The following is a 26,092-nucleotide window of genomic DNA, read 5'->3' as shown; positions in this document are numbered from 1 at the left end:
AAACGCGCGGTCAGGCCCCGATTTGGATGGGTGAGAGTTGCCGGAGCCGGTTAGCGGCCGCAGGCAGGCCCGTGGGGCTGGGCCAGCATGGTGAACATGCTCTCTATCATAAAGGCGGATTCGCCCTGCAGGTCGATCCGCCCCGGAAAGTGGAGCCAGTTGATGATATAGCCATCCAGAGTGCAGTGGAGCAGGGTGGCGGCGCGCTGCAGGTTGAGGTTGGCGGGCAGTTGGCCCCGCCGTACCGCATTGGCCAGGGTGGTCTCCAGGTCCCGAAAGAAGTTGGCGGACTGGCTTCGGATATGCTCGCGCAGTGAGATGGCTTCCCCCTCCAGCGATTCGAGATTGAACAGGATGGTGAACATCTGCCGCTGGGCCGGATTGTGAATGAAGCTGTGGAGTACCCCTTCGAAGAAGAGGCGCAGTTGCCCCAGCGGATCCGGCTCATCTGGATTGAGGCAGGCATCGAGCTGGTGGGCGAGGGGGCTGCAGAGTTCCTGCCAGAGCGAAATGAAGAGTTCATCCTTGTTCTTGAAGTGCCAATAGATGGCCCCGCGGGTCAGGTCTGCCGCTCTGGCGATGTCGGTCAGGCTGGTCTTGGCCAGGCCCTGAGAGCAGAACAGATCCAGCGCCGTGCTCATGATGTGGCAGCGGGTTTGCTGCGCCTCTTCTTTGGTTCGTCTGGCCATCGAAATTTGTACCTCATGCAAGCAAAAAGTCACTTACATACATTTATGAATGTATGTATATTGCCTCATCTTTCGACTATTTACCAACAGGGCCCATGTGGCCCTGATTGTTCATTGACTGGCAAAGGCTCAGGTGTTTCATGCATAAACATATTCTTGCTCGTTCAGTTGGTCTTGCCTTGCTGGCTACAGGCTTGCTGGCAGGTTGTGGTGACAAGGGGGGCGCCCCCCAGGGACAGGGCGACATGCCCCCCGCGGCGGTCAACGTAGTGACCCTGCAGAGCGGTCCGCTGATGTTGACCACCGAGTTGACCGGCCGCAGCGCCCCGTTGCGGGTGGCTGAAGTGCGTCCGCAGGTGAGCGGCATCATCCTCAAGCGCCTCTTTACCGAGGGGAGCGATGTGAAGGCGGGCGATCTGCTCTATCAGATCGACCCGGCTGTCTATCAGGCGGCAGTCGCCAGCGCCAAGGCCAATCTGGCCAAGGCCGAGGCCAACGAGCAGAGTGCCCGCCTCAAGGCGCAGCGCTATCAGGAGCTGCTCAAGGTCAAATCCATCAGCCGTCAGGACTATGACGACGCCGACGCCAGCTGGAAGCAGGCCAAGGCGGAGATCATGGCGAGTAAGGCGGCTTTGCGTACTGCCGAGATCAATCTCGGTTACACCCGCATCACCGCCCCTATCAGTGGCCGCATCGGTAAATCCGCGGTGACCGAGGGGGCGCTGGTGACAGCCCAGCAAGCTGACAGCCTGACCGCCATCCAGCAGCTCGATCCCATGTATGTAGATGTGCGTCAGTCCACCGCCGATCTGCTGCGCCTCAAGCGACTGGTCGCCGAGGGCAAGCTGACCCAGGACGAGCAGAAGGGGGCCAGGGTGACCTTCCAGCTGGAAGATGGCAGTACCTATGGCGAAGAGGGCTCGTTGCAGTTCTCCGATGTGACCGTGGATGAGACCTCCGGCATGGTGACCCTGCGGGTGATTGTGCCCAACCCTCACCAACTGCTGCTGCCCGGCATGTTTATGCGCGCCACCCTGCAAGAGGGTGAGCGAGCGCAAGGGCTGCTGGTGCCGCAAACTGCCGTGACTCGCACCCCCAATGGTGGCGCCACCGTGATGGTGGTGACGGCTGACAACAAGGTGGAGCTGCGCAACGTGCAGCTGAGCCGGGTCGTTGGCAGCAACTGGGTGGTTGAGTCAGGGCTCACCTCCGGCGAGCGGGTGATCGTGGCTGGCTTGCAGAAAGTACGACCGGGCGCCGTGGTCAAGCCCGCCGAGCAGGGTGCTGATGTAGCGTCTGCTCAAGCTGCGTCCAACACCCCGGCCAACAAGTAGGATGGAGTAGTCGCTTCATGGCTCGATTTTTTATAGACAGACCCATTTTTGCCTGGGTGATCGCACTGGTGATCATGCTGGCGGGCAGCTTGGCCATCATCAAATTGCCGGTCGCCCAGTATCCGAGCATTGCGCCGCCCGCTGTCGGTATTTCCGCCAGCTATCCGGGCGCCTCCGCCAAAACGGTAGAAGACTCGGTGACCCAGATCATCGAACAGAACATGACCGGGCTGGATCACCTGCTCTACATGTCCTCCCAGTCTGACTCCGCGGGGCGGGTGTCGGTGACCCTCACCTTCCAGCCGGGAACCGATCCCGATATCGCCCAGGTACAGGTGCAGAACAAGCTGCAACAAGCGATGTCGCTGCTGCCGCAAGAGGTGCAGCAGCAGGGGATCCGGGTACAGAAGACCTCCAGCAGCTTCCTGATGGTCGCGGCCTTCATCTCCAGCGATGGCTCGATGAACAACGACGATCTGGCGGACTATGTGGTCTCCAATATCAAGGAGCCCCTGAGCCGTCTGGACGGGGTAGGGGATATCACCTTGTTCGGCAGCCAGTATTCCATGCGGGTGTGGCTCGATCCCAACAAACTCAATCGGGTGCAAATGACTCCTGGTGATGTGCAGGCAGCCATCAAGGCGCAGAACGCCCAGGTGGCGTTCGGCAAGCTGGGTGGCACCCCGTCGGTGGAAGATCAGCAGTTCACCGCCACCATCATGGGGCAGACCCGTCTCTCTACCGTGGAGCAGTTCAACGACATCCTGCTGCGGGTGAATCAGGATGGCTCCAAGGTGCGGCTGAAAGATGTGGCCCGGGTCGAGCTGGCAGGCGAAAGCTATGACGCCGATGCGCTCTACAACGGCCAGTCTACCGCCGCGGTCGCCATCAAGCTGGCCACCGGCGCCAACGCGCTGGATACCGCCGAGAAGGTGCGTGCCAAGCTCAATGAGCTGTCGGATTACTTCCCGGCCAACATGGAGATTGTCTACCCCTACGACACCACGCCGTTTGTGAAGATCTCCATTGAGGAGGTGGTGCAGACCCTGATCGAGGCGATCTTCCTGGTGTTCTGCGTCATGTATCTGTTCCTGCAGAACTTCCGCGCCACCCTGATCCCGACTATTGCGGTGCCTGTGGTGCTGCTCGGTACCTTCGGGGTGATGGCGGCATTCGGCTTCTCCATCAATACCCTTACCATGTTCGGTATGGTGCTGGCCATCGGCCTCTTGGTGGATGACGCCATCGTGGTGGTGGAAAACGTGGAGCGGCTGATGAGCGAGGAGGATCTCTCCCCGCTGGAAGCGACCCGCAAGTCGATGACCCAGATCACCGGCGCGCTGGTGGGGATCGCCCTGGTGCTCTCCGCCGTGTTCGTGCCGATGGCCTTCTTCGGCGGCTCGACCGGTGCCATCTATCGCCAGTTCTCACTGACCATCGTCTCGGCCATGGTGCTGTCGGTGCTGGTGGCGTTGATCCTGACACCGGCCCTTTGTGCCACCCTGCTCAAGCCGATGAAACATGGCGAGTTTGGTGCCAAGCGCGGCTTCTTTGGCTGGTTCAACCGCGCCTTTGATGCCGGTACCAACCGCTATCAGAGCGGTGTGCGCAAGGTGATCAAGCAGGGCGTGCGCTACAGCCTGATCTACGGTGCCATGCTGGCGGTGTTGGCAGTGCTCTTTATGCGGATGCCCACCTCCTTCCTGCCGGAAGAGGATCAGGGGGTCATCATGTCCATGGTGCAACTGCCGGTGGGGGCCACCAAGCAGCGCACCGAGGTGGTGCTGGCGGACATGCGCGACTACTTCCTGAAAAACGAGAAGGATAATGTCGACTCCGTACTGACCGTATCCGGCTTCAGCTTCGCCGGTAGTGGCCAGAACGCGGGTATGGCCTTTATCAAGCTCAAGGACTGGAGCGAGCGCAAGAGCCCGGATCGCAGCGCCAATGCCATCATCGGCCGCGCCATGGGCTATCTCTTCAGCATCAAGGAGGCGCAAGTGTTCGCCTTTAACCTGCCTCCGATCCCGGAGCTGGGGACGGCGACCGGTTTTGACTTCTTCCTGCAGGATCGCGGCGGTATCGGTCACGACAAGCTGATGGCGGCGCGTAATCAGCTGCTCGGCATGGCGGCGCAGGATCCCACCTTGGTGCGGGTGCGCCCGAACGGGATGGAAGACACCCCCCAGCTCGATATCAAGATCGACTACGAGAAGGCGCTGGCGCAGGGGCTCTCCATCGCGGATATCAACAACACCCTGGCTACCGCTTGGGGTTCGTTCTACGTCAATGACTTCGTCGACCGTGGCCGGATCAAGAAGGTCTACATGCAGGCGGATGCCCCCTTCCGGATGAACCCGGAAGATCTGAAACTCTGGTATGTGCGCAACAGTGCCGGTCAGATGGTGCCCTTCTCCGCCTTTGCCAGCACCGAGTGGAGCTTCGGCTCACCGCGTCTGGAGCGTTACAACGGCGTACCGGCGATGGAGATCGTCGGTGAGGCGGCGCCCGGCAAGAGTACCGGTGATGCGATGGCCGCTATCGAACAGATGGTGAAACAGCTGCCGGAAGGGGTGGGCATCGAGTGGACCGGGCTCTCCTTCCAGGAGCGGCAGGCCGGTTCACAGGCACCTGCGCTCTACGCCATCTCCTTGTTGGTGGTGTTCCTCTGTCTGGCGGCCCTCTACGAGAGCTGGAGCATTCCGTTCTCGGTGATGCTGGTGGTGCCGCTCGGGGTACTGGGGGCCATTGTGGCTGCCACCCTGCGCGGGTTGGAGAACGATGTCTACTTCCAGGTGGGCTTGCTCACCACCATCGGCTTGTCGGCGAAGAACGCGATTCTGATCGTGGAATTTGCCAAAGAGCTCTATGACAAGGGGATGGGCTTGGGTGAGGCCGTGGTGGAGGCGGCACGTCTGCGTCTGCGTCCGATCCTGATGACCTCGCTTGCCTTTATCCTCGGGGTGCTGCCGCTGGTGATCAGCTCCGGCGCCGGTGCCAGCAGCCGTAACGCCATCGGTACTGGCGTGATGGGGGGGATGATCAGCGCCACCGTGCTGGCCATCTTCTTCGTGCCGCTCTTCTTTGTGTTGGTGATGCGCTACTTCACTAGCCACAAGAGTAAAGAGTCGCGCATGGCTGCAGCAGTTGAGTCAAAAGGTGACTGATGGCATGCAGGTTTAGCTAATTTGAACAGAGTTCAATAAATCGCCAGCCAGCTTTGGTCTGGCTGACAATCAAACAGGGCAACCCCATGGGTTGCCCTGTTTTTTGTGAAAAATGTAAGCAAAAATTGCGTGGTTGTAATAGAGAAAGCGAGGTATGAGTAGGCATTTCGCGCTCTTGATGTTGTGATGAGCCTCAAGTTGCACCCATCACAAATTACTTTCAACTGTTCATCCTTGGGAAAAACGGGATAGAATTCCCTATAAATCGGGCTGGTGCAGTGTGCCAACTTGCGGTGTGTCCGTGAGAAAGGTTGCGATCAACGCTGCCAAGACATAACGATGCTGGAGGTATGATGACCAAAGGCGTGAGCAATATGGTAAAAAGCAGCAAGCTGGGGGCTGTAACTCAGGGGCGGTAGCTATGATGTTTGTCTGTCATCGGTGCAAATATTGCGTTTAAAAATATCAAGTCTCGGATGTTGATCGAGTTTCAAGCATTGTTTTAATTCTTCAGCGTTTTACTCCATTTCAGTCCGCACCTATCACATATCAACTCTTCGCAAGAGATAACCTATCTATGAAAATTCTCGTTACCGGTGGCGCAGGCTTTATCGGCTCTGCTGTTGTGCGCCATATTATCCGTGATACCCAAGATTCCGTTATTAATCTCGATAAACTCACCTATGCCGGCAATCTGGAATCCTTGGTCGATGTCTCGTCAAGTGAGCGTTATGCCTTCGAACAAGTAGATATTTGCAATCGCGCCGAGCTGGATCGGGTCTTTGCTCTGCACCAGCCGGATGCCGTGATGCATCTGGCCGCCGAGAGTCATGTTGACCGCTCCATCACAGGGCCGGCTGACTTTATCGAGACCAATATCGTCGGCACCTATATGTTGCTGGAAGCGGCTCGCGCTTACTGGAACGGTCTGGACGAGGTACGCAAGGCGGCCTTCCGTTTTCACCATATCTCCACTGACGAAGTATATGGTGATCTGCCCCATCCGGATGAAGTAGCCATCGGTGAACCATTGTCGCTCTTTACCGAGACCACCCCCTACGCCCCCAGCAGTCCCTATTCTGCCTCCAAGGCCTCCAGCGACCATCTGGTTCGCGCCTGGCGCCGTACTTACGGCCTGCCCACCATCGTCACCAACTGCTCCAACAACTACGGCCCGTACCACTTCCCCGAGAAGCTGATCCCGCTGGTCATTCTTAACGCGCTGGATGGCAAGCCGTTACCTATCTATGGCAAGGGCGACCAGATCCGTGACTGGCTCTATGTGGAGGACCACGCGCGTGCGCTCTACAAGGTGGTGACCACGGGCTTGGTGGGGGAGACCTACAACATCGGCGGTCATAACGAGAAGCAGAATCTGGAAGTGGTACACACCATCTGCGATTTGCTTGACGAGATGGTGCCGAAAGTGGGCTCTTACCGCGATCAAATCACCTATGTGGCGGATCGCCCCGGTCACGATCGCCGCTATGCCATTGATGCGACCAAGATGAGCAGTGAGCTTGCTTGGCAACCGCAAGAGACATTTGAATCCGGTATTCGCAAAACCGTGCAGTGGTATCTGGATAACCAGCAGTGGGTGAATAACGTCAAGAGCGGTGCCTACCAATCCTGGATTGAGCAGAATTACGTGGAGCGTATCTGATGCATATTCTGCTTTTTGGCAAAAACGGCCAGGTAGGCTGGGAGCTGCAACGAGCACTGGCACCGCTGGGCCGCATCACGGCCGTTGATTTTGACTCCACCGACTATTGCGGTGACTTTAGTAACCCTGCAGGGGTGGCCGAAACAGTGCGTCTGGTCAAGCCGGATGTGATTGTTAACGCAGCGGCCCATACTGCAGTCGACAAAGCAGAGAGCGAGCGGGAGTTTGCCGAACTGCTCAATGCCACCAGCGTGGCGGCGATTGCCAAAGAAGCGCAAATCTTGGGTGCCTGGTTGGTTCACTACTCCACCGACTATGTGTTCGATGGCAGCGGCGAGCGCCCCTGGGTGGAAACTGATGCGACCGCCCCACTCAACGTCTATGGCGAAACCAAGCTGGCAGGGGAACAAGGCGCCGCTCTCTGCGCTCGTCATTTGATCTTCCGTACCAGTTGGGTCTACGCCGCACGGGGGGCCAATTTTGCCAAAACCATGCTGCGCTTTGGCAAAGAGCGTAGCGAGATGTCGGTTATCAATGACCAGTTCGGCGCTCCGACCGGGGCCGAGTTGCTGGCCGATTGTACTGCCCATGCTCTCCGCGTGGCGCAGCGCAAACCCGAGGTCGCCGGGCTGTACCATCTGATTGCCTCCGGTACCACCACCTGGTTTGACTACGCCCAGCTGGTGTTTGCCAAAGCCAGAGAGGCTGGTGTTGAACTGGCGGTCACGCAACTCAATGCAGTGCCGACCAGTGCCTTCCCGACGCCGGCCAAACGCCCCCATAACTCCCGCCTTGATACCGGCAAATTCCAGCGCACCTTTGATCTGGTGCTGCCAGAGTGGACCGTCGGTGTAGAGCGGATGTTGACCGAGATCCTCGGCAAGTAAATTACTGGCCAGGGATGGAGTGACTGCCTCCATGGCTGGCAGGGATAAAACGTAAAGGCGAGGCCACAAGCCACCCTTTTCTTTTGCAATTTAAAAATAAGAAACAAGCATCATGACAAAACGTAAAGGCATTATTCTGGCCGGTGGCTCAGGCACCCGTCTTTATCCTGTGACCATGGCAGTGAGCAAGCAGCTGCTGCCCATCTATGACAAGCCGATGATCTACTACCCGCTCAGCACCCTGATGCTGGCCGGTATTCGCGATATTTTGATCATCAGCACGCCGCAAGATACCCCCCGCTTTGAGCAATTGCTGGGTGACGGCAGCCAGTGGGGTCTGAACTTGCAATACAAGGTACAACCAAGCCCAGACGGGTTGGCACAAGCCTTTATTCTGGGTGAAGAGTTTATCGGGTCAGACCCCTGTGCCCTTGTGCTCGGCGACAACATCTTCTACGGCCACGATCTGCAGAAACAGTTGGCAGCAGCATCGGCCAAGGAGAGCGGTGCTACCGTCTTTGCTTACCATGTACACGACCCCGAGCGTTATGGGGTGGTGGAATTTGATAAAGAGGGCTCCGCTATTTCTCTGGAAGAGAAGCCACTGGTGCCCAAAAGCAACTATGCGGTGACCGGCCTCTATTTCTATGACAACAGCGTGGTGACGCTCGCCAAGAGCCTGAAGCCGTCGCCCCGTGGTGAGCTGGAGATTACCGATGTGAACCGTATCTATCTGGAGCAAGGCAATCTGTCGGTGGCCATGATGGGCCGTGGTTATGCCTGGCTGGATACCGGTACTCATGAAAGCCTGATTGAAGCGAGCAACTTTATTCAGACCATCGAGACCCGTCAGGGGTTGAAGGTGGCCTGTCCGGAAGAGATTGCCTATCGCCAGAAGTTTATTACTGCCGAGCAGATCCGTGAACTTGCTGCGCCGTTGGCAAAGAATGCGTATGGTCAATATTTGCTAAAAATGGTTGCTAAAGCCTGATGTGATATGTGAGAGGCAAGATGCTCCCCCCATAAAGATTGAATTAAATGTGGATAGACAGATGAATGTAATCAAGACAGCGATCCCTGACGTACTTATTTTTGAGCCAAAGGTATTTGGTGACGAGCGTGGTTTTTTCTTTGAAAGTTTCAACCACAAGTTGTTTGAAGAAGCGGTAGGATATCCGGTGACTTTTGTGCAGGATAATCACTCCAAATCGTCGAAAGGGGTGTTGCGTGGGTTGCACTATCAGTTGCCGCCCCATGCGCAGGGCAAGTTGGTGCGTTGTGTGGCCGGTGAAGTGTTTGATGTTGCGGTAGATATCCGCAAAAGCTCACCGACCTTCGGCCAGTGGGTTGGGGTTCACCTGTCAGGAGAAAATAAGCGACAGTTGTGGATCCCGGAAGGGTTTGCCCATGGATTTATTACATTGAGTGAAACTGCTGAATTTTTATATAAAACAACGAATTATTATGCACCTGCGTATGAACGTTGTATCGTATGGAATGACATCACAATTGATATTGATTGGGTTTCAGAGCTATTACCGCAACTATCTCTTAAAGATCAAAGCGGAATAGAATTTAAAAATGCGGAGATATTTGATTAATGAAGCATTTTCCTTCCTCACCCAAAGCAATGTTTACTGTATTATGGTGCAACAAGGCTCTAATAAAAGCATTTGTAAAGCGTGATATTTTAGGACGGTATAGAGGTTCTATACTCGGCATGTTGTGGTCGTTTTTTAATCCACTTTTTATGTTGGCAGTGTATACTTTTGTGTTCAGTGAGGTATTTAATGCTCGATGGGGTGTGGGAACTGGATCCAAAGCAGAGTTTGCACTAATCCTATTCGCTGGCATGTTAATGTTCAATCTTTTTTCAGAAACAATTAATCAGGCGCCAAACATAATATTGTCCAATACTAATTATGTAAAAAAAGTCGTTTTCCCTTTAGAGATATTACCAGTTGTTAATTTGCTATCGAGTTTATTTCATGCTGGCATTAGTTTGATTGTATGGATTCTGGCATATAGTATTTTGATTGGAATTCCACACGCATCGTCTTTATTTATCCCATTTATAATAATCCCCTATATATTTTTCATTTTAGGGTTGAGTTGGATTATTTCTTCATTAGGTGTTTATCTACGAGATGTATCACAGATCATTGGGGTGCTAACTACTGTATTGATGTTCATGAGTGGTGTTTTTTATCCGATTTCATCATTGCCAGAACATTACAGGTCTATTCTATATTTAAATCCCCTTGTGCCATTTATAGAGCAAGCAAGGGATGTATTATATTTTGGTAAGTCACCTGACTTACTGATGAATGGAATTATTTTCATCATGTCACTACTTATTGCATGGGTAGGATTTGCTTGGTTCCAGAATACACGTAAAGGTTTTTCTGATGTCATCTGATGTTGCTATAAAAATTGAGAATGTTTCGAAGTGCTATCATATATATGAAAAACCTCGAGACAGATTAAAGCAATTTATATTTCCACGTGTTCAAAAATTATTTCATCTCACACAGAAAAAATATTTCAGAGAGTATTGGGCTGTTAAAGACATTACTTTTGAAGTAAAAAGAGGGGAAACAGTTGGTATTATTGGGCGCAATGGTAGTGGAAAGTCTACATTATTACAGATGATTTGCGGCACTTTAAATCAAACTACAGGTAAAATACATACACACGGAAGAATTGCGGCACTACTTGAGTTAGGGTCTGGGTTTAATCCTGAATTTACAGGTAGAGAAAACGTCTATTTGAATGCCGCCATCCTTGGTTTAAGCCGTGAGGAGATCGATGAGCGATTTCAAGATATATTAGAATTTGCCGATATAGGGGAGTTTATAGATCAACCAGTAAAAACCTACTCTAGCGGAATGATGGTGAGATTGGCCTTTGCTGTCCAGGCTCAATCTAGCCCTGACATCCTTATCGTAGACGAGGCACTTGCTGTTGGAGATGCAAAGTTCCAAGCAAAATGTTTCGATAGGTTAAAACAGCTAAAAGAGAATGGAACCAGTATTCTGCTGGTTACTCATTCAAGCGAGCAGATTGTTACGCACTGCTCTCATGCTGTGTTGATCGATAAAGGGAACGTGATAGAACAAGGTCACCCAAATACTGTAATAAATAGATATATGGATTTGCTCTTTGGAAAAGAGGAAATAGTTAACAATGATATGCCTCAATTGGACGATAATAAGGTTGAGCAGCTGAAAAAACATGTGCAAGTAAACTGCACTGCAGACGTATATGCAACACGTCCAGGTTACAATCCATATGAGTATCGATGGGGTGATGGGGCTGCGAAAATTTTAGACTTTTATCTTTCAGCTGATGATGTTATTTATCCTTCTGCTATTAGTACAGGCCAAAAAGTTTCTTTAACTCTAGCTGTTCAATTTATAAAAGCAGTAGTTTGCCCTATTATTGGGATAACGATAAAAACCAAAGAAGGGGTTACCGTCTATGGAGTTAATAGTGAAAGTCTTAATTTTAATGAGTTTAGACAGTATGGAAGGCCTGGCGAAGTTGCAGTTATAAATGCTAAATTCGAATGCAAATTATCTCCCGGTGATTATTTTGTATCCGTCGGCATAGCGACAAAAAATGGAGAGGAAGTAGTGCCACATGATCGTCGCTATGACTCCATACATCTACAGGTAAAACCAGATTGCACCTTCTTTGGATTAGTTGATTTGGGGTTAGAGTGGAACGTTGAGGGTGTTAATACATGAGTATTAAAAATTTTTTAGTCGGATATTCATTCGATGAAAAAAACAAGATTTGGTGTAAATCTAGTTATACGAGTATCGCATATAATGATGGAGATGATGTTGAAAGTAGAATTATAGAGATTCTTAAAAATTGTAATGATGTAGATGTCTACTCTAGAGAACTTAAAGAGCACTGTACAAACTGGCCTCAAACATATCACTTTTCACCAGAGAGATCTAATATCTTAAGACCTTTTGGTGAGCAATTTGGGGGTAAGGATGTATTAGAAATCGGTGGTGGTTGTGGTGCTATATCAAGGTACATTGGCGAATGTGGTGCGAACTTACTTACACTTGAAGGTTCCATAAGACGAGCTACAATTGCAAGAGAACGTACAAGAGATCTTGAGAATGTAACAATAGTGGCCGATTCTTTTGAGGGATTTGAAGTAGAGAAGAAATTCGATTTCGTAACATTAATTGGTGTATTAGAGTACGCTAACGTTTTCAGCTCTGATGAGAATCCAATTAAATATATGTTGGAGAAGGCCAAGTCTTTTCTAAAGCCAGATGGAAAAATAATAATTGCGATTGAAAATAGACTGGGACTTAAATATTTTGCTGGTGCAGGGGAGGATCATCTTGGAACACCCATGTATGGCATCGAGGGTAGATATAGGTCTAATGAAGCAATTACCTTTGGTAAGATTGAATTAAAGAATCATCTTTCTGCTTCTGGATTTGAAAGTATTGAGTTCCTTGCGCCTTTTCCTGACTACAAGTTTCCGAGTTTTATTTTAACTGAAAGGGCACTTGAGCTAAGCCGATTCGATAGCAAAATTTTCCCTATATTAAGCTCTCGAAGGGATTCTCTTCTACCAAGAATTACTAATTTCAATATAGAGAGAGTTTGGGAATATATAGATGCAAATGGATTAACACTAGATCTCTCTAACTCTTTCCTTTGTATCGGTAGTTTAGAGCTAACGAAAGATGATTATGATGCCCCTATTGCATATAGTTATTCAACGAATAGAGAAAAGAAATTTTGTAAAGAAAGACAGTTCTTCTGTAATGATAGCGAAGAAATATTCACAACCGTGAAATTCCCATTTTATGATGGGAAATATAAAAGTCAAAGTTGTGTAGTTGACCTAATAACTGTTGAAGGCCCAGAATACAAAAATGGGGACTTGCTAGCTCTTGAATTTATAAAGATTGTGACAGATAGCCATTTTTGTAAAGAGATGTTAGCTTCATTTTTCAAAAAATATATTAACATTATTAGCATAGAGAGTGGCATTCCTTATGTTGATATGAATATTGATACATTATTGCCCGGTTATTTGTTAGATGCAATTCCACAAAATATTATGGTCATTGAAAATAATGAATACGCTATCATCGATAGAGAATGGGTTTATAGATCTGAGTTAGAGCTTGGCTATCTTATTTTCCGTTCACTTATTTCCATTATTAATATTGTAACTAAAATAGGTCAGCCTGAAGGGGGGCGTATACGTACTCTTCGTGACTTTATATTCTATTCTTTTGAGTCTATGGGATTGCCAATAGATGAAGAAAAATATAATTCATATGTGTCGCGAGAAGAGGATCTGCGTCAGTCTGTTACTGGATGTAATAAATTTACTTTTTCTGATGAAATACAGCTAGTATTCAAAAATTCTAATGATATCGTGTTTGAAAACAGTGTGTATGAGCATCATAATCTTTTTGACATTATCGATAAGTGTAGATTGGAAACTGATAATTTAAAAACTCAAGTAGAGAGCCTTAAGCTATCGAATGATGCTATTATCAATAAATGTAGATTAGAAAATGATGATTTAAAATCTCAAATAGAGAGTCTTAAATTATCAAATTATACAATTAATCAAGAACGAGCCCTTTATTTGACAAGCATTGAAAGAATTACAGGATCTCTTTCTTGGAAAATTACTATGCCACTTAGAAAAATAAAGTCTTTTATCTCTAATAAATCATAGTATTTAGGACAAAAAATGAAACATATCATTAAGAAACCATTAAGAAAAATTTATTACTCATTGAGTCCTAAATATAGAACACTTGCCCTATCCACCTATCAACGAACTTGTGTTTATTTGAAGTCAAGGCAAAAGAATATATGTGTAAGTGCTATGGTTAATGAGTCATCGGTGTCATCGGTGCCATCTGAGTCATCAGTTGCTGGTGAATTATCCTATTTGCATGAATTTAATGGAGTTAATAAACTTATATTCTTACTTCCGGTTATTGATTGGAATTTCAGAATACAGCGACCCCAACACCTATGTAAGCAGCTTGCAGAGTTAGGCAATGGGGTAGTTTACTTTTCGACAACGTTTAATATATCAAATCACCCAGGTTTTACAATTCTCGAATCTCCAGCGAAGAATGTAATTTGCTGTAGATTAAATATGAATGCTAATGTAAATATCTACAGAGATAGCCTGAGTGATGAGCAATCAACTTTTTTAGCAAAAAGTCTTCTTGTTGTGAGCAGGGCATTTGGAAAGGCTGATGTTTACTCAATATTAAATCTCCCCTTTTGGCATAGCGCCGTTAAAAAATTGCCTAGAAATAAAATAGTATATGATTGTATGGATCATCATGCTGGTTTCTCTACTAACAGTTCTGAAATGTTGGAACAAGAGAATGCTTTACTGAAAGAAGCCGATCTTGTAATTACTACTGCAGAGTTGCTATCTCAGAATATATCTGAAATTCGCGAAAATGTAATAATACGAAATGGTGCAGAAATTGAATTTTTTAAAGAAAAGCCAACTGAGAAATTGTTGGAAAAAAATAGACCAATGGTAGGTTATTACGGAGCTATTGCCGAATGGTTTGACGTTGACTTATTACTTAAAACTTCTCAGTTATTGCCACAGTACGATTTTGTTTTAATAGGAAATGTTACTACAGATGTTTCTTGTTTGAAGAATCGACAAAATATAAAACTGTTGGGTGAAGTTCCGTATAAAGATTTAACAAAGTATTTAGTGTCATTTGATGTTTGTACAATTCCTTTTATCATTAATGATCTTACCTTGTGCACGAATCCAGTCAAAGTCTATGAATACTTGGCAGCAGGGAAGCCTGTTGTTGCTTCTGCTATGCCGGAAGTTGTTTTGATAGAAGATAAGGTGCTTATTGCTTCAGATGCAGAAAATTTCTCCTTATGTATCGAAGAGGCTATGAAGGCGAGAGACGATGCAGAATTAGTTGCTGACAGAAAGAAATGGGCAGAAAGTCATGATTGGATGGAAAGGGCGAAACATCTGGAACGTGAATTGGAATTGTTAACTAATAGAAATAAAGTACCAAAGGTTAGTATAGTAGTCCTAACTTTCAACAACTTGAAACTCACAAAGGACTGCTTGGAGAGCATAGAACGTAATACCACATATAGTAATTTTGAGGTTATACTTGTTGATAACGCATCAACGGATGGGACCATTGATTATCTTGAAAAGTATTGTTCTCTGAGGGATAACTACCTGTTCATACCTAACGCCAAAAATCTGGGATTTGCAAAAGGAAATAATGTAGGATTGGATGCTGCGACGGGCGAGATTCTCGTTGTATTAAATAATGATACATATGTAGGCCCTTATTGGTTAGAAGGCTTGGTCGGTGCTTTGGAAAATAATCCAGAGCTTGGTGTAGTCGGCCCAGTAACGAATAACATAGGGAATGAGGCGAAAATTAATATTTCCTATGATAACTGGCTTCAGCTAAATGATTCTGCAATCAACTATATTATCGAAAACAGAAACAAGCTATATCCAGTTGAATGTCTTGCATTTTTCTGTGTTGCAATCCCACGAGGTGTCTACGAATTAGTTGGGCCGATATCTGAAGATTATGGGCTTGGATTTTTCGAAGATGATGACTATTGCAAAGCTGTAGCAAAAGCTGGCTTCAAAATGGCTGTTGTCGAAGACTCTTTTGTGCATCATCATCTTTCAGCAAGTTTTAACAAGTTGAAGAATAATCATAAAGAAGAGCTGATGAAAAAAAATAAAGCGATCTTTGAAGCTAAGTGGGGGGAATGGAAACCTCATAGTTATCGGAAAGGTGTCTATTAATATGCGTTTGGTCTATTTATCTCCAGTATCTTGGAATAGTGTTGCACAACGCCCTCATTTCTTTGCTAAAGCTGCTCTTCGGAGCGGCTTTAGCTCTATATTGTGGGTTGAACCAACACCATCTAGGCTTCCACAGGTGAAAGATTTTTGGACCAAGTTGTTTTCGGTTGAGGCAGATAGTTTTAGTAAGCCGGAAGCTATCGAGATCTTGAAATTAAGGTCTATTCCTGTTGAGCCTTTTGGGGGATTATATGACTTTGTTAACCGTCAGGCGATAGTTGGGGCTTTGAAAAGCATTCAGCAGTTCAGTGTGAATGGCGAAAGTACAGTTCTCGTAATTGGCAAGCCGAGCAGATTTTCTCTAAAAGTTATATCTTGTATAAAGTTCCATAAAATAATTTTCGATGTCATGGATGATTTCCCACATTTTTTCCATGGTATATCAGCTAGGCGCATGGAAATAACTCTTCGCCGAGTTATTCATAATGTAGATATTTGCTTGTTCTCTTCTCACAGCCTCCAAGAAAAATATGGATGTCTGGCTAAACGCTCTGAGCTTGTTCTAAATGCATGTGATGAGGCGCTCCTAGGTGAGTGTCAGTCCCTGTCACATGAAAGAAATTTGAGAACTATTGGCCATAGAACATTTGGATATGTAGGGAGTATCGCAGAATGGTTTGACTGGGATAGCGTAATTCAACTGGCAAAAGACAACCCGATGGATAAAGTGGTCATTGTTGGACCTAATTACTCCAGAAGTACCCCTGAACTTCCCGAAAATATAGAGTTACGGAAGGCGGTACAACATTGCGAAATACCCAAGCTACTTTCTTCTTTTGATTTTGGGTTGATTCCATTCAAGCTGAATGAGCTAACCAATTCAGTGGATCCGGTGAAATATTATGAGTATGTGGCGGCTGGATTATGTGTTATAACCACTGAGTTTGGCGAAATGAAATTTAGAGTTGCTAATGGGAGGGCTGTAAGTTTTCTCCAGTTTAAAGAAGGAGTAACTTCTACTTTAGATTATAGTATCACATGGGATGAACGGTTTTATCGTGTTTTTGAGGCGCTACAACATGCGGGAAAAAATTAGTGTACACCGTAATTTTAATTATAAATATTCTTAGTGTTACACAGACCACATTTGGCAAAAAGGTGGAGGTATATTTTTTTAGTTCATAATTTAGAGCTAACTCCAATGACACACTTCATGGATATCATGTCTCCTTTTCCCTGAAAGTAGCTATATCTTATCAAAGATGTAGTACTATTAGGAAAAATCATTCATATATGTATGTTCCAGTGCTTTTGGGAAGAGTTAATAGTATTTATATAATACTTAAAAGCATAGCCAAATAAACCTCTCCCGATAAATACTTAAAATACGGAAATAAATAATGATTAGTGTGAACAGAATTTGGCTGATATTCCTTATTGGATTGATTATGAGTCTTGGGCTATTTATAAATCCTGGTTATTTTAGCCATGATGAAATTGGATGGGGAGTAAAGGCAACATCTGTGGGCGCATTGTCAGACATTAAGTATTACAGTATTTTCCATTATAATGAATTTCATTATAGACCTCTTAATTTTAATCTGTGGCTTTTGACATCCTATTATTTATTTGAACACCCTCAATTATACCACCTATTAGTTGTCTTTTTCGGTTTGGTAAATGCAAGCTTGGTGTATTATTTCTTAAAGAAAGAGGCTGGATGTAAAATTGCATTTATTACTGCCTTAACATCAACCGTTATGCCTACAATTGTATTTGTCAATGGTTGGATAGGAACTATGGCAGATGTATTTTGGTTTATGTTTTGTTGTGTCTCCTTAATTATACATCAAGTAAATAGAAAACAAAATGTTTTAAATCCTTACCTGTTGGTTTTATCACTTTTATTTTATTTAATGTCTTTGATGTTCAAAGAAACGGCGGTTGTTTTTCCGGGGATTCTGTTTATTTATATTTTATATTCTAGATATTATGAGCATAGAGATTTTAGAGTATATAAAAATAAAGCTGACATTTCATTGTTCTTATTGACTTCATTGCTTTTTTTATCGTATCTGATGGTTAGATATGATTTTTTGTTCCCGAGTAATGGTGGTGGTTACGGGACGTCTATTCATAATATTCCGGTTAGACTTCTCGAATATATGATATATCCATTTTTAATTAATAATATAGAAATACATGGGCTATTCACACAACATTCATTGTTTGAATTGTCCTTTGCATTGCTTATCCATATAGTGTTTATAGTAATTCTCTGTGGAAAGTGCTTCTCTAAATACTTACTATATTTTAGCTGTTATTTTATATCTGCCGTTCCTGTGCTCATTTTAGACATGAGTTTACCCCACTATATTTATTCATCAGGGTTTGTTATGGCATTTGGTTTGTCAGCGCTATTTTTAAGTCATTGTTATAAGAAAAAAGCAATAAGTGTTGTTCTTTTTTTTATGCTTGCTCTACATGGAATAAATGTTCAAAAAAATTATATTTTTACCGGTGAATATCAAAATAATTTTGTTAGTACACTATATTCAATAATTAAAAGCAACGACAAGAACTCCTTATACATTATCAACCCTGAGTTTGGTAGTGCTTCTTGGATTGCAATTCGATCCATTGCTTTTAGGGATAGTATTGATAATGTAAAAATAAGAAACAGAGTGTATTTTAATGGAGAGCAAGTTCCTAATTCAAATGTCGGTATCAAACGTAATTTGTCTTTAGATACCAAGGGGCGCGTTTTCTTGGTGGAGGATAGTAATGACGTTCAATAATGTTTATTTTTTAAATAAGCTCTGGAAGACAACAACATTATCAGGTGCCGTGAATAACAAAAAAGATTTGTTTTCTTTATTTAGATTGATTGCTGCTTTTTTAGTTTTATATGCGCACTCTTACCATATATATGGATTGGGTGCAGACCCATTAACTTCACAGACAGGTATATACACAGGAACATTAGCTGTTTATGTTTTTTTTACTATTAGTGGTTTTTTCATAATAAAAAGTGCGATGGAGAGGAATATACCTCAATATGTACTTGCTAGGATTCTCAGGATATATCCTGCTTTAATTGTATGTAATGTGGTTACCATTGCCATTATCATTCCCATTTCTATGGATTTAGACTGGCATTCGTTTGTTTTATCTAGTGAGGCAAAGGAGTATTTCAAAACAAACTCTATACTTGATACTCTTAAATTCACGATTGTAGGCGTATTTGATAATAATCCAGATAAAACAATTAATGGTTCCTTGTGGACGCTACCTGTTGAGGTTAGAGCATACTTTATTGCAATGCTTATCGTAATGTCTGGTATGGCAAATAGAAAGTCAGTATTCAATGCTTTATTCTTTATCGCTATATTCATTCACTTCAAATTCCCTGACTTTTATAGTGTCATATTTCCAATACCAAATTCTACAACTTTATTGTTCTACTTCCTTTTAGGAAGCTTTTTATATGTTAATAGAGAGGTCATTCCATTATCTCCGATTCTTGTTGTTATTACTTCAATAGTAATAGCTAAATATCGATTTGCGTTGCCTCCAATAGTTTTGTCAATTTTGATATCATATCTTGTTGTTTCTTCTGGATATGTAGCAAGAGATTTCTTAAATATAAGTTTAAGAAATGATTATTCATATGGATGCTATCTATATGCATATCCAGTCTCTCAACTATCATATATTCTTTTCTCTGAGTATGGATTTTATTACTATCTAACATTTATAGTCATACTTACAATGACATTATCTTATGTGTCTTGGCATTTAATTGAAAAAACTATCAACAAATTGGCTAGAAAAAAAATATTCCCAAAAATAGATAGCTTTATTTCAAGTGCTGCTGTCAAATAAAAACATTTAAATCTTAAATGAAGAAATTATTTATAAGGGGGGTGCAATGGTTAAGGTGAAGGTGTTGTCAGTTTTTGGAACTCGCCCAGAAGCCATCAAGATGGCTCCGGTCGTGGAGCAACTTAAAAATGATAATCGTTTTGAAAGTAAAGTATGCGTAACCGGTCAACATCGCCAGATGCTTGACCAAGTCCTAGAGCTTTTTAATATAAAGCCAGACTTTGATTTAAATATTATGAAAGCGGGTCAGGATCTGACTGATGTGACGTCTTCTATCCTGCTTGGGTTGCGTAGCGTGTTTAATGAGTTTAAACCAGATTATGTGTTGGTACATGGAGATACGGCGACAACGTTGTCTACTACCTTGGCTGCATACTTCCAGCAAATTAAGGTTGGTCACGTTGAAGCTGGGTTGAGGACAAATAATATTTACTCTCCATGGCCTGAAGAGGGAAATCGCAAAGTTACTGGTTGTTTGGCGAATTTGCATTTCGCACCAACTCATACTTCCAAAAATAATTTGTTGATGGAGAATATATCGGAAGATACTGTCGTTGTTACAGGAAACACAGTTATCGATGCGTTATTTATGGTTCGTGATAGGCTAAGTTATGATCAGGCCCTAAGAGCTAATTTAGATTTTCGGTTTGATTTTTTAAATTCAGAGCGTAAAGTTGTGTTGATTACTGGTCATCGTAGAGAGAGTTTCGGTGGCGGCTTTGAGCGTATATGCCAAGCGGTATCCGAGCTGGCTGATAAGTTTAGTAATGTGGACTTTGTTTACCCTGTTCACCTTAATCCAAACGTTCGAGAGCCGGTTAACCGTTTTTTATCTGAACGTTCAAATATTTTTTTGATTGAACCCCAGGACTATCTCCCATTTGTATATCTCATGGGGCGTGCTCATGTGATTTTAACCGACTCCGGAGGTATTCAAGAGGAAGCGCCTTCTTTGGGTAAACCAGTTCTTGTTATGCGTGATACTACTGAGCGTCCTGAAGCTGTTGAGGCGGGAACGGTTAAGTTAGTTGGTACTGATGTTGATAAAATAGTTGGTGAAGTCACAACATTGCTGACTGATGAGCATGCATATTGCTCCATGAGTATGGCGCACAACCCTTACGGTGATGGAAAAGCTTCTATTCGTATTTTAAATTCGATATTTGAAACATGCAGTCTAATTTAATATGTATATCTTAATGTAAAGTAAGTAACTAGTGTTTTAGTTGGCCCTTATCCCATTACACTGAACGTTAGTTACAGTGTAATGGGGGAGGGGTAATGCCTGCTTATGCATCTATTATTTTAATCCAGACTCTCGTTTAATTAGGTTCGCTTGGGTGAAAGAAAATACTCTCTCGGTGTCTATTGTTAATTACCGACCTAATTTGAGCATGCTAAAAAAAACGATATCAACGTTAAATGTAGCTGTTCATGTTAGTAAATTAAGTTCCTTTTTGTATGTGGTGGAACATTCTCCTTCGTTGGCAGAAATGTTAAAAATGGAGGATATGTTACCATGTTGGTCTGCGCCTTATAAGTCAATAGTTGATGCAACCAATCCTGGTTTTGGAGCGGGTCATAATCAAGCATTGCAGACGGATGCCAAATACCACCTTATCCTTAACCCTGATCTTGAAGTTGCTCCAGATGCACTGAAAAATGCACTCGAGTTTATGGAGCAACATCCGGATTGCGGATTATTGACGCCTTTCGCTACGTGGGAAGATGGTGAGGTACAGCGGCTTTGCAAACGCTATCCAACCGTATTTGATTTATTGCTGCGTGGATTTGCTCCTGCGAGTGTGAAGAAGTTATTCCGGACGCGCTTGGCAAAATATGAGATGGCAGATCAGCTTAATAATCATGACGTGCTGTGGGACCCACCCATTGTCAGTGGTTGTTTTATGCTGTTTCGCTCAGATGTTCTGCAGCAGCTCGGAGGGTTTGACCCTCGCTTCTTCCTCTATTTTGAAGATTTTGACATCAGTTTGCGGGCAGGAAAGATCAGCCGGATTGCTTATGTCCCTCAGGTGAAGGTCGTTCATCACGGTGGGCATGCATCCCGCAAAGGCTGGCGCCATATCTGGATGTTTGGGCGCTCCATGGTGACTTTCTTCAATATTCATGGTTGGCGTTGGTGGTAATGATAGATATCAAAAGTACAGTCTTGGTCACAGGTGCCAACGGATTTGTAGGCAAGGCGGTCTGTGAACACTTGCTGGCGCTGGGGGCGAATGTTAAAGGAGCGGTGCGAAGTCACTCGCTGGCTTCTTACCATGTTCAGGCTCCCTCTCTGACTGCGGATGCCAACTGGACTGCCCAATTGCAACAGGTGGATGTGGTTGTTCACTGTGCTGCCAGGGTGCATGTGATGTCGGATACCGCGACAGATCCCCTGGCTGCGTTTCGAGCGGTGAATACAGAGGGCTCCCTCGCTCTTGCCCGGCAGGCTGCTGAGGCAGGAGTAAAGCGCTTCATCTTTATCAGTTCGATCAAAGTGAATGGCGAGCAGACCGAGCCTGGCAAGCCATTTGATGAGAATGTGCAAAGTCCGCCAGAAGATCCCTATGGACGCTCGAAGTATGACGCGGAACAGGGGCTGATGGCACTCGCGAAAGAGTGTGGTATGGCTGTAACCATCATCCGTCCTCCTCTTATTTACGGGGAAGGGGTGAAGGCTAACTTTGCCAGTATGATGACCTGGGTGCGCAAAGGGATCCCGCTCCCGTTTGCCCGTTTGACCAATGTGCGTAGCCTGTTGGCGTTACCTAATCTGTGTGACTTCATTGCCCATGCGATGGCGCACCCTGCTGCAGTGAATCAGGTCTTTTTAGTCGCAGATCCTGTCGCAGTGTCGACGTCGCAGTTATTGGCGGCGATTGCAGAAGCAGAAGGAGTGCGCTGTCGGCTCTTTTATCTCCCACCAAGAGTAATAAGAGTGCTTGGACGCTGTTTGGGGATTGATGCCAAGCTACAACGGATTTATGGCTCTCTGGAAATGGATACCCGCAAGGCTCAGAGCCGATTACAATGGTCGGCACCCTATTCGCTCTCTCAGACCCTATCTCTGATGGCGTCAATCCATAGTGAGTCGTCTTGATGCTGGCATTTGTTTTGTTGTCGATATTTTGTCTTTTTCTTTCAATCACCATGACCGGCCTGCTCAGGCGCTACGCACAGACCCGCTTGCTTGACCAACCCAATCATCGCAGTTCGCATCAGGTGCCGACCCCGAGAGGCGGTGGCATGGCTATCGTGGCGACCTTTCTGCTGGCAGCCCCGTTGTTTGTCACCCTGCTCCCACTGCCCGCCGGCATATCCCAGAGCAGCTTTGCATTGATATGGGCTGCGGCGCTGGGAATTGCCTTGGTTGGTTTTATCGATGACCACATCTCTCTCAAGCCCCGAACCCGCCTGATTGTGCAGAGCATGGCGGCAGCTTTGGTGGTTTCTGCGGTTGATGGTTTGCCAGCGCTGACCTTCTTTGGTTGGCAGCTCGATCTGGCCTGGTTTGGTTACCTGCTGGCCTGGCTGGGGGTGATCTGGTTTATCAACCTGTACAACTTTATGGATGGCATCGATGGCTTGGCTGCAGGTGAAGCCGTTGTCGTCTGCCTGTTCATGGCGTTATTTCACTATCTGGTTGGGGGGGAGTGGTCGTCTGCCAGTTTGATCCTGCTACTGGGGATTTCGGCGGCGGGCTTCTTGTGCTGGAATTTTCCGCCCGCCAGGATCTTTATGGGGGATGGTGGCAGTGGATTTCTTGGCTTGATGCTGGCTTCCCTGATGCTGTTGGATGCTGCATCTGCACCTCAATTCCTGTGGGCATGGCTCGTCATGCTCGGAGTCTTTGTGGTTGATGCGACCTGGACGTTGCTGAATCGCTTTCGCCTGAAATGCCGTCTGAGCCAGGCTCATCGTACTCATGGCTATCAATATCTGGCGAGACGTTGGCAAAGTCATCGAAACGTGACCTTGGCTGTGCTTCTTATAAATAGCCTCTGGCTTGCGCCGATCGCTGTCATGATTGTATTGGGCCAGCTCGATGGTGTGAGCGGTCTGGTCATTGCCTACTTGCCGTTAGCTTTTCTTGCGTATCACCTGAATGCAGGAGTACCAGAATGAGAAATGAGCTTTTACCCGGTGGGAGCTGGCTACTGACTTGCCTAGGCTCCCTGTCACGAGCCAGCAAGCGTGCCATCTCTGTCACCGTTGATATGATCCTGATCACCATGACCTATTGGGGGGCGTACTGGATCCGGCTTGAACATAACTGGCCAATCGATAGCCCGCATCACTGGGCACTGCTTGGCGCAATTATCATTGTCAGCATCAGTTTGTTTGTACGGCTGGGGCTGTATCGCGCAGTGCTCCGATATGTCAGCTTCCGGGTGTTATGGACAATCTCGCTAGGGGCATTTCTTTCAACCTGTTTCTTTGTTCTCTCTGCGTTTTACTTCGATATCTTTCTGCCGAGAACGGTCTCGGTTATCTATCTCTCCTTTTTGGTATTACTGGTTGGCGGTGTGCGGCTGTTTTTCCGGGCGCTCCTTAATACCACCCGTTTGGCTCGCACCCAGGTGTTGATCTACGGCGCGGGCTCTTCAGGCCGACAACTGCAAATGGCTTTGTTGCAAGGCAATGAGTTCTATCCCGTCGCCTTTATTGATGACGATCCCGCCAAACAGGGATGCGTGATCCAGGGCTGTACCGTCTATCACAGTGCTCAGTTGCCAGCCTTGATTGACCACCATGGGGTGCAGAAGATCTTGCTGGCTATGCCGAGCAGCACCAGGGCTCGTCGTCAGGAGGTGATCAATTCACTTGAGCCCCTCTCTTGCGAAGTGCTCTCTATCCCGGGGATGGCCGATCTGGTCAATGGCTCGGCCCGCATAGATCAGCTCAATGAGGTCTCCATCGACGATCTGTTGGGCAGAGATCCGGTAGAGCCGGTGACCACCTTGATGGAAGCCAATATCAAGGGCAAAGCGGTCATGGTGACAGGAGCCGGTGGCTCTATTGGTTCTGAGCTTTGTCGCCAAATCTTGCGGTGCCGGCCATCCACTCTGGTTCTGTTCGAACTATCCGAATACGCCCTATATGTCCTGCACAAGAACCTGCGGGAGCAGTGTCAGCGTGAAGAAATCGAAACGGATCTGGTGCCGTTACTGGGGTCAGTGCAGCGCCAGCATCGTCTCAAGACGGTGATGCAGAGCTTCAGGATCCAGACCGTCTACCATACCGCGGCTTACAAACATGTCCCGCTGGTTGAGTTCAACATCATTGAAGGGGTACGTAACAACGTATTCGGCACTCTTTATGCGGCACAGGCGGCCATTGAGGCAGGGGTAGAAACATTCGTGCTGATCTCTACCGATAAAGCCGTGCGGCCAACCAACACCATGGGGGCCAGCAAGCGTCTGGCCGAGTTGATCTTGCAAGCCTTGACCCGCGAGAAGCACAGCACCCGTTTTTGTATGGTGCGTTTTGGCAATGTTCTCGGATCTTCCGGCTCAGTGGTGCCGTTATTCAGACAGCAGATAGATAAAGGTGGGCCTATCACCCTGACTCACCCCGATATCATCCGTTACTTTATGACGATACCTGAAGCTGCCCAGCTGGTGATCCAGGCAGGTGCCATGGGGGAGGGGGGAGACGTCTTTGTGCTCGATATGGGTCAACCGGTACGGATCATGGAGCTGGCCAAACGCATGATACGCCTCAGCGGCCTGACACTGCGTGATGAGCAGCGGCCCGATGGGGATATCGCCATCGAGGTGACGGGTTTGCGGCCGGGTGAAAAGCTCTACGAAGAGTTACTGATTGGTGATGATGCCAGAGGAACCGAGCATCCCCGGATCATGGTGGCACAAGAGAGCTGGCTGCCCTGGTCGCGACTGCGCCCCTTGCTGGCCTCGCTTGATGATGCCTGTCACCGTTTTGATCAACAGCAAGTGCGCGATATCCTGATGCATGCACCGGCAGCATTCGAACCGACGGATGGTATTTGTGATCTGGTGTGGCTGGCCAAGCAGCAGCTACCACCAAGTGATAATGTTGTTAAATTACCCTCACATAACATAGATTTTTTGCTTGCCAATCACTGAATTTTTATATGAGCGCCCATTATTGGGCGCTTTTTTTTGCTCCCCTGCTTTTATTGTTTGTTTTTTAATCGATCGAGCCAGTCGTGGACTAGATTGGCTACTCATTTCGATGAACCATAGGTACAATCCACCCCCGCCATTTCGGAGTTTTCCTACATTTTTGCGTGGAGTATTGGTGCAAAATGGAGGGTTATATTGCGAATAGCTGGCGTGGCGACTGGTTTTGTCGCCCCTCTTGCCAGAGGTTGGTGATTGTAAATTACAACACCACTTACTAATTCTTTTAACAATATAAAAAGACTGCATGCACACTGGGAGCTGTAACTCAGGGGCGGTAGCCATTATTTTTTTTATAGATTGGATTGTTTTTTAGTCCGTTACTGGCTTCTTTGTAGTCAATTCGGCGCTTTAGTGATAGCGATGATATCGATACAAGAGGGACCGTCAGTAGTCCCCAGATACATGGCACGGGATAGAGAGTGTGACAACGCCGGAGTGTGATCATTCGGGTGTCTGT

19 protein-coding genes are annotated in these 26,092 nt (G+C 46.5%); 18 read left to right on the top strand and 1 reads right to left on the bottom strand.

What is annotated here, in order from left to right; translation table 11 throughout:
• Window positions 1-50: 50 nt before the first annotated feature.
• A complete protein-coding gene (locus A9G06_RS07590) occupies window positions 51-689 on the bottom strand; it encodes a TetR family transcriptional regulator (RefSeq protein ID WP_005359187.1) in 639 nt (212 codons plus the stop codon).
• Between the two features lie 140 nt (window positions 690-829).
• Here A9G06_RS07590 and A9G06_RS07585 point away from each other — a divergent pair, with 140 nt between their 5' ends.
• The 18 genes from A9G06_RS07585 (at window position 830) to A9G06_RS07515 (ending at window position 25,575) form a co-directional block, all read left to right on the top strand.
• Window positions 830-2,023, top strand: coding sequence for an efflux RND transporter periplasmic adaptor subunit (locus A9G06_RS07585; protein ID WP_069554794.1), 1,194 nt, complete (start codon window positions 830-832; stop codon window positions 2,021-2,023).
• Between the two features lie 17 nt (window positions 2,024-2,040).
• The gene (locus tag A9G06_RS07580) at window positions 2,041-5,190 is read left to right on the top strand and encodes an efflux RND transporter permease subunit (RefSeq protein WP_069554793.1); all 3,150 of its coding nucleotides are present in this window, start codon (window positions 2,041-2,043) and stop codon (window positions 5,188-5,190) included.
• A gap of 577 nt (window positions 5,191-5,767) precedes the next feature.
• Entirely contained in the window at window positions 5,768-6,853 is a 1,086-nt protein-coding gene (rfbB, locus tag A9G06_RS07575; RefSeq protein WP_069554792.1) for a dTDP-glucose 4,6-dehydratase, read from the top strand.
• The gene (gene rfbD / locus A9G06_RS07570) at window positions 6,853-7,740 is read left to right on the top strand and encodes a dTDP-4-dehydrorhamnose reductase (protein ID WP_069554791.1); all 888 of its coding nucleotides are present in this window, start codon (window positions 6,853-6,855) and stop codon (window positions 7,738-7,740) included. Before rfbB ends, rfbD begins: the two co-directional genes overlap by 1 nt.
• Window positions 7,741-7,852: 112 nt before the next feature.
• Window positions 7,853-8,731: a glucose-1-phosphate thymidylyltransferase RfbA gene (rfbA, locus tag A9G06_RS07565; protein ID WP_069554790.1), complete on the top strand. Its 879-nt coding sequence runs from the start codon at window positions 7,853-7,855 to the stop codon at window positions 8,729-8,731.
• Window positions 8,732-8,792: 61 nt separating this feature from the next.
• Complete coding sequence (gene rfbC, locus A9G06_RS07560) at window positions 8,793-9,341, top strand: dTDP-4-dehydrorhamnose 3,5-epimerase (protein WP_069554789.1); 549 nt, start codon at window positions 8,793-8,795, stop codon at window positions 9,339-9,341.
• Window positions 9,341-10,159, top strand: a complete 819-nt coding sequence (locus A9G06_RS21415) for an ABC transporter permease (RefSeq protein ID WP_083243750.1) — start codon at window positions 9,341-9,343, stop codon at window positions 10,157-10,159. The genes rfbC and A9G06_RS21415 overlap by 1 nt, the downstream gene beginning before the upstream one ends.
• Complete coding sequence (locus tag A9G06_RS07555) at window positions 10,149-11,489, top strand: ABC transporter ATP-binding protein (RefSeq protein WP_069554788.1); 1,341 nt, start codon at window positions 10,149-10,151, stop codon at window positions 11,487-11,489. Before A9G06_RS21415 ends, A9G06_RS07555 begins: the two co-directional genes overlap by 11 nt.
• The gene (locus A9G06_RS07550) at window positions 11,486-13,474 is read left to right on the top strand and encodes a methyltransferase (RefSeq protein WP_069554787.1); all 1,989 of its coding nucleotides are present in this window, start codon (window positions 11,486-11,488) and stop codon (window positions 13,472-13,474) included. Before A9G06_RS07555 ends, A9G06_RS07550 begins: the two co-directional genes overlap by 4 nt.
• Window positions 13,475-13,489: 15 nt before the next feature.
• Window positions 13,490-15,580, top strand: a complete 2,091-nt coding sequence (locus A9G06_RS21410; protein ID WP_083243749.1) for a glycosyltransferase — start codon at window positions 13,490-13,492, stop codon at window positions 15,578-15,580.
• A 1-nt stretch (window position 15,581) separates the two neighbouring features.
• The gene (locus tag A9G06_RS07540) at window positions 15,582-16,676 is read left to right on the top strand and encodes a glycosyltransferase (RefSeq protein WP_069554786.1); all 1,095 of its coding nucleotides are present in this window, start codon (window positions 15,582-15,584) and stop codon (window positions 16,674-16,676) included.
• Between the two features lie 304 nt (window positions 16,677-16,980).
• A complete protein-coding gene (locus tag A9G06_RS21405) occupies window positions 16,981-18,378 on the top strand; it encodes a hypothetical protein (protein ID WP_083243748.1) in 1,398 nt (465 codons plus the stop codon).
• On the top strand, window positions 18,365-19,465 hold the full coding sequence (locus tag A9G06_RS21400; RefSeq protein WP_083243747.1) for an acyltransferase: 1,101 nt from the start codon (window positions 18,365-18,367) through the stop codon (window positions 19,463-19,465). The genes A9G06_RS21405 and A9G06_RS21400 overlap by 14 nt, the downstream gene beginning before the upstream one ends.
• A gap of 46 nt (window positions 19,466-19,511) precedes the next feature.
• Window positions 19,512-20,651: a non-hydrolyzing UDP-N-acetylglucosamine 2-epimerase gene (gene wecB / locus A9G06_RS07535; RefSeq protein WP_069554785.1), complete on the top strand. Its 1,140-nt coding sequence runs from the start codon at window positions 19,512-19,514 to the stop codon at window positions 20,649-20,651.
• 154 nt (window positions 20,652-20,805) lie between these two features.
• Window positions 20,806-21,612 carry a glycosyltransferase gene (locus tag A9G06_RS07530; RefSeq protein ID WP_069554784.1) on the top strand — a complete coding sequence of 269 codons (807 nt, stop codon included), beginning with the start codon at window positions 20,806-20,808 and terminating at the stop codon, window positions 21,610-21,612.
• Window positions 21,612-22,568: an SDR family oxidoreductase gene (locus A9G06_RS07525; RefSeq protein ID WP_069554783.1), complete on the top strand. Its 957-nt coding sequence runs from the start codon at window positions 21,612-21,614 to the stop codon at window positions 22,566-22,568. The genes A9G06_RS07530 and A9G06_RS07525 overlap by 1 nt, the downstream gene beginning before the upstream one ends.
• On the top strand, window positions 22,568-23,593 hold the full coding sequence (locus A9G06_RS07520) for a glycosyltransferase family 4 protein (protein WP_069554782.1): 1,026 nt from the start codon (window positions 22,568-22,570) through the stop codon (window positions 23,591-23,593). Before A9G06_RS07525 ends, A9G06_RS07520 begins: the two co-directional genes overlap by 1 nt.
• Complete coding sequence (locus tag A9G06_RS07515; RefSeq protein WP_069554781.1) at window positions 23,590-25,575, top strand: nucleoside-diphosphate sugar epimerase/dehydratase; 1,986 nt, start codon at window positions 23,590-23,592, stop codon at window positions 25,573-25,575. The genes A9G06_RS07520 and A9G06_RS07515 overlap by 4 nt, the downstream gene beginning before the upstream one ends.
• The last annotated feature ends 517 nt before the right edge of the window (window positions 25,576-26,092 follow it).

The sequence above is a fragment of the Aeromonas sp. DNP9 genome, assembly GCF_001728955.1.
Taxonomy (GTDB): domain Bacteria; phylum Pseudomonadota; class Gammaproteobacteria; order Enterobacterales; family Aeromonadaceae; genus Aeromonas; species Aeromonas veronii.
The sequence above is the reverse complement of the archived record's forward strand: the minus strand, read 5'-3'. Positions and strand labels throughout refer to the sequence as shown.

Coding starts and splice junctions, on each gene's coding strand:
- A9G06_RS07590 (WP_005359187.1), bottom strand. CDS start 689: ATGGCCAGACGAACCAAAGAAGAGGCGCAGCAAACCCGCTGCCACATC.
- A9G06_RS07585 (WP_069554794.1), top strand. CDS start 830: ATGCATAAACATATTCTTGCTCGTTCAGTTGGTCTTGCCTTGCTGGCT.
- A9G06_RS07580 (WP_069554793.1), top strand. CDS start 2,041: ATGGCTCGATTTTTTATAGACAGACCCATTTTTGCCTGGGTGATCGCA.
- rfbB (WP_069554792.1), top strand. CDS start 5,768: ATGAAAATTCTCGTTACCGGTGGCGCAGGCTTTATCGGCTCTGCTGTT.
- rfbD (WP_069554791.1), top strand. CDS start 6,853: ATGCATATTCTGCTTTTTGGCAAAAACGGCCAGGTAGGCTGGGAGCTG.
- rfbA (WP_069554790.1), top strand. CDS start 7,853: ATGACAAAACGTAAAGGCATTATTCTGGCCGGTGGCTCAGGCACCCGT.
- rfbC (WP_069554789.1), top strand. CDS start 8,793: ATGAATGTAATCAAGACAGCGATCCCTGACGTACTTATTTTTGAGCCA.
- A9G06_RS21415 (WP_083243750.1), top strand. CDS start 9,341: ATGAAGCATTTTCCTTCCTCACCCAAAGCAATGTTTACTGTATTATGG.
- A9G06_RS07555 (WP_069554788.1), top strand. CDS start 10,149: ATGTCATCTGATGTTGCTATAAAAATTGAGAATGTTTCGAAGTGCTAT.
- A9G06_RS07550 (WP_069554787.1), top strand. CDS start 11,486: ATGAGTATTAAAAATTTTTTAGTCGGATATTCATTCGATGAAAAAAAC.
- A9G06_RS21410 (WP_083243749.1), top strand. CDS start 13,490: ATGAAACATATCATTAAGAAACCATTAAGAAAAATTTATTACTCATTG.
- A9G06_RS07540 (WP_069554786.1), top strand. CDS start 15,582: ATGCGTTTGGTCTATTTATCTCCAGTATCTTGGAATAGTGTTGCACAA.
- A9G06_RS21405 (WP_083243748.1), top strand. CDS start 16,981: ATGATTAGTGTGAACAGAATTTGGCTGATATTCCTTATTGGATTGATT.
- A9G06_RS21400 (WP_083243747.1), top strand. CDS start 18,365: ATGACGTTCAATAATGTTTATTTTTTAAATAAGCTCTGGAAGACAACA.
- wecB (WP_069554785.1), top strand. CDS start 19,512: ATGGTTAAGGTGAAGGTGTTGTCAGTTTTTGGAACTCGCCCAGAAGCC.
- A9G06_RS07525 (WP_069554783.1), top strand. CDS start 21,612: ATGATAGATATCAAAAGTACAGTCTTGGTCACAGGTGCCAACGGATTT.
- A9G06_RS07520 (WP_069554782.1), top strand. CDS start 22,568: ATGCTGGCATTTGTTTTGTTGTCGATATTTTGTCTTTTTCTTTCAATC.
- A9G06_RS07515 (WP_069554781.1), top strand. CDS start 23,590: ATGAGAAATGAGCTTTTACCCGGTGGGAGCTGGCTACTGACTTGCCTA.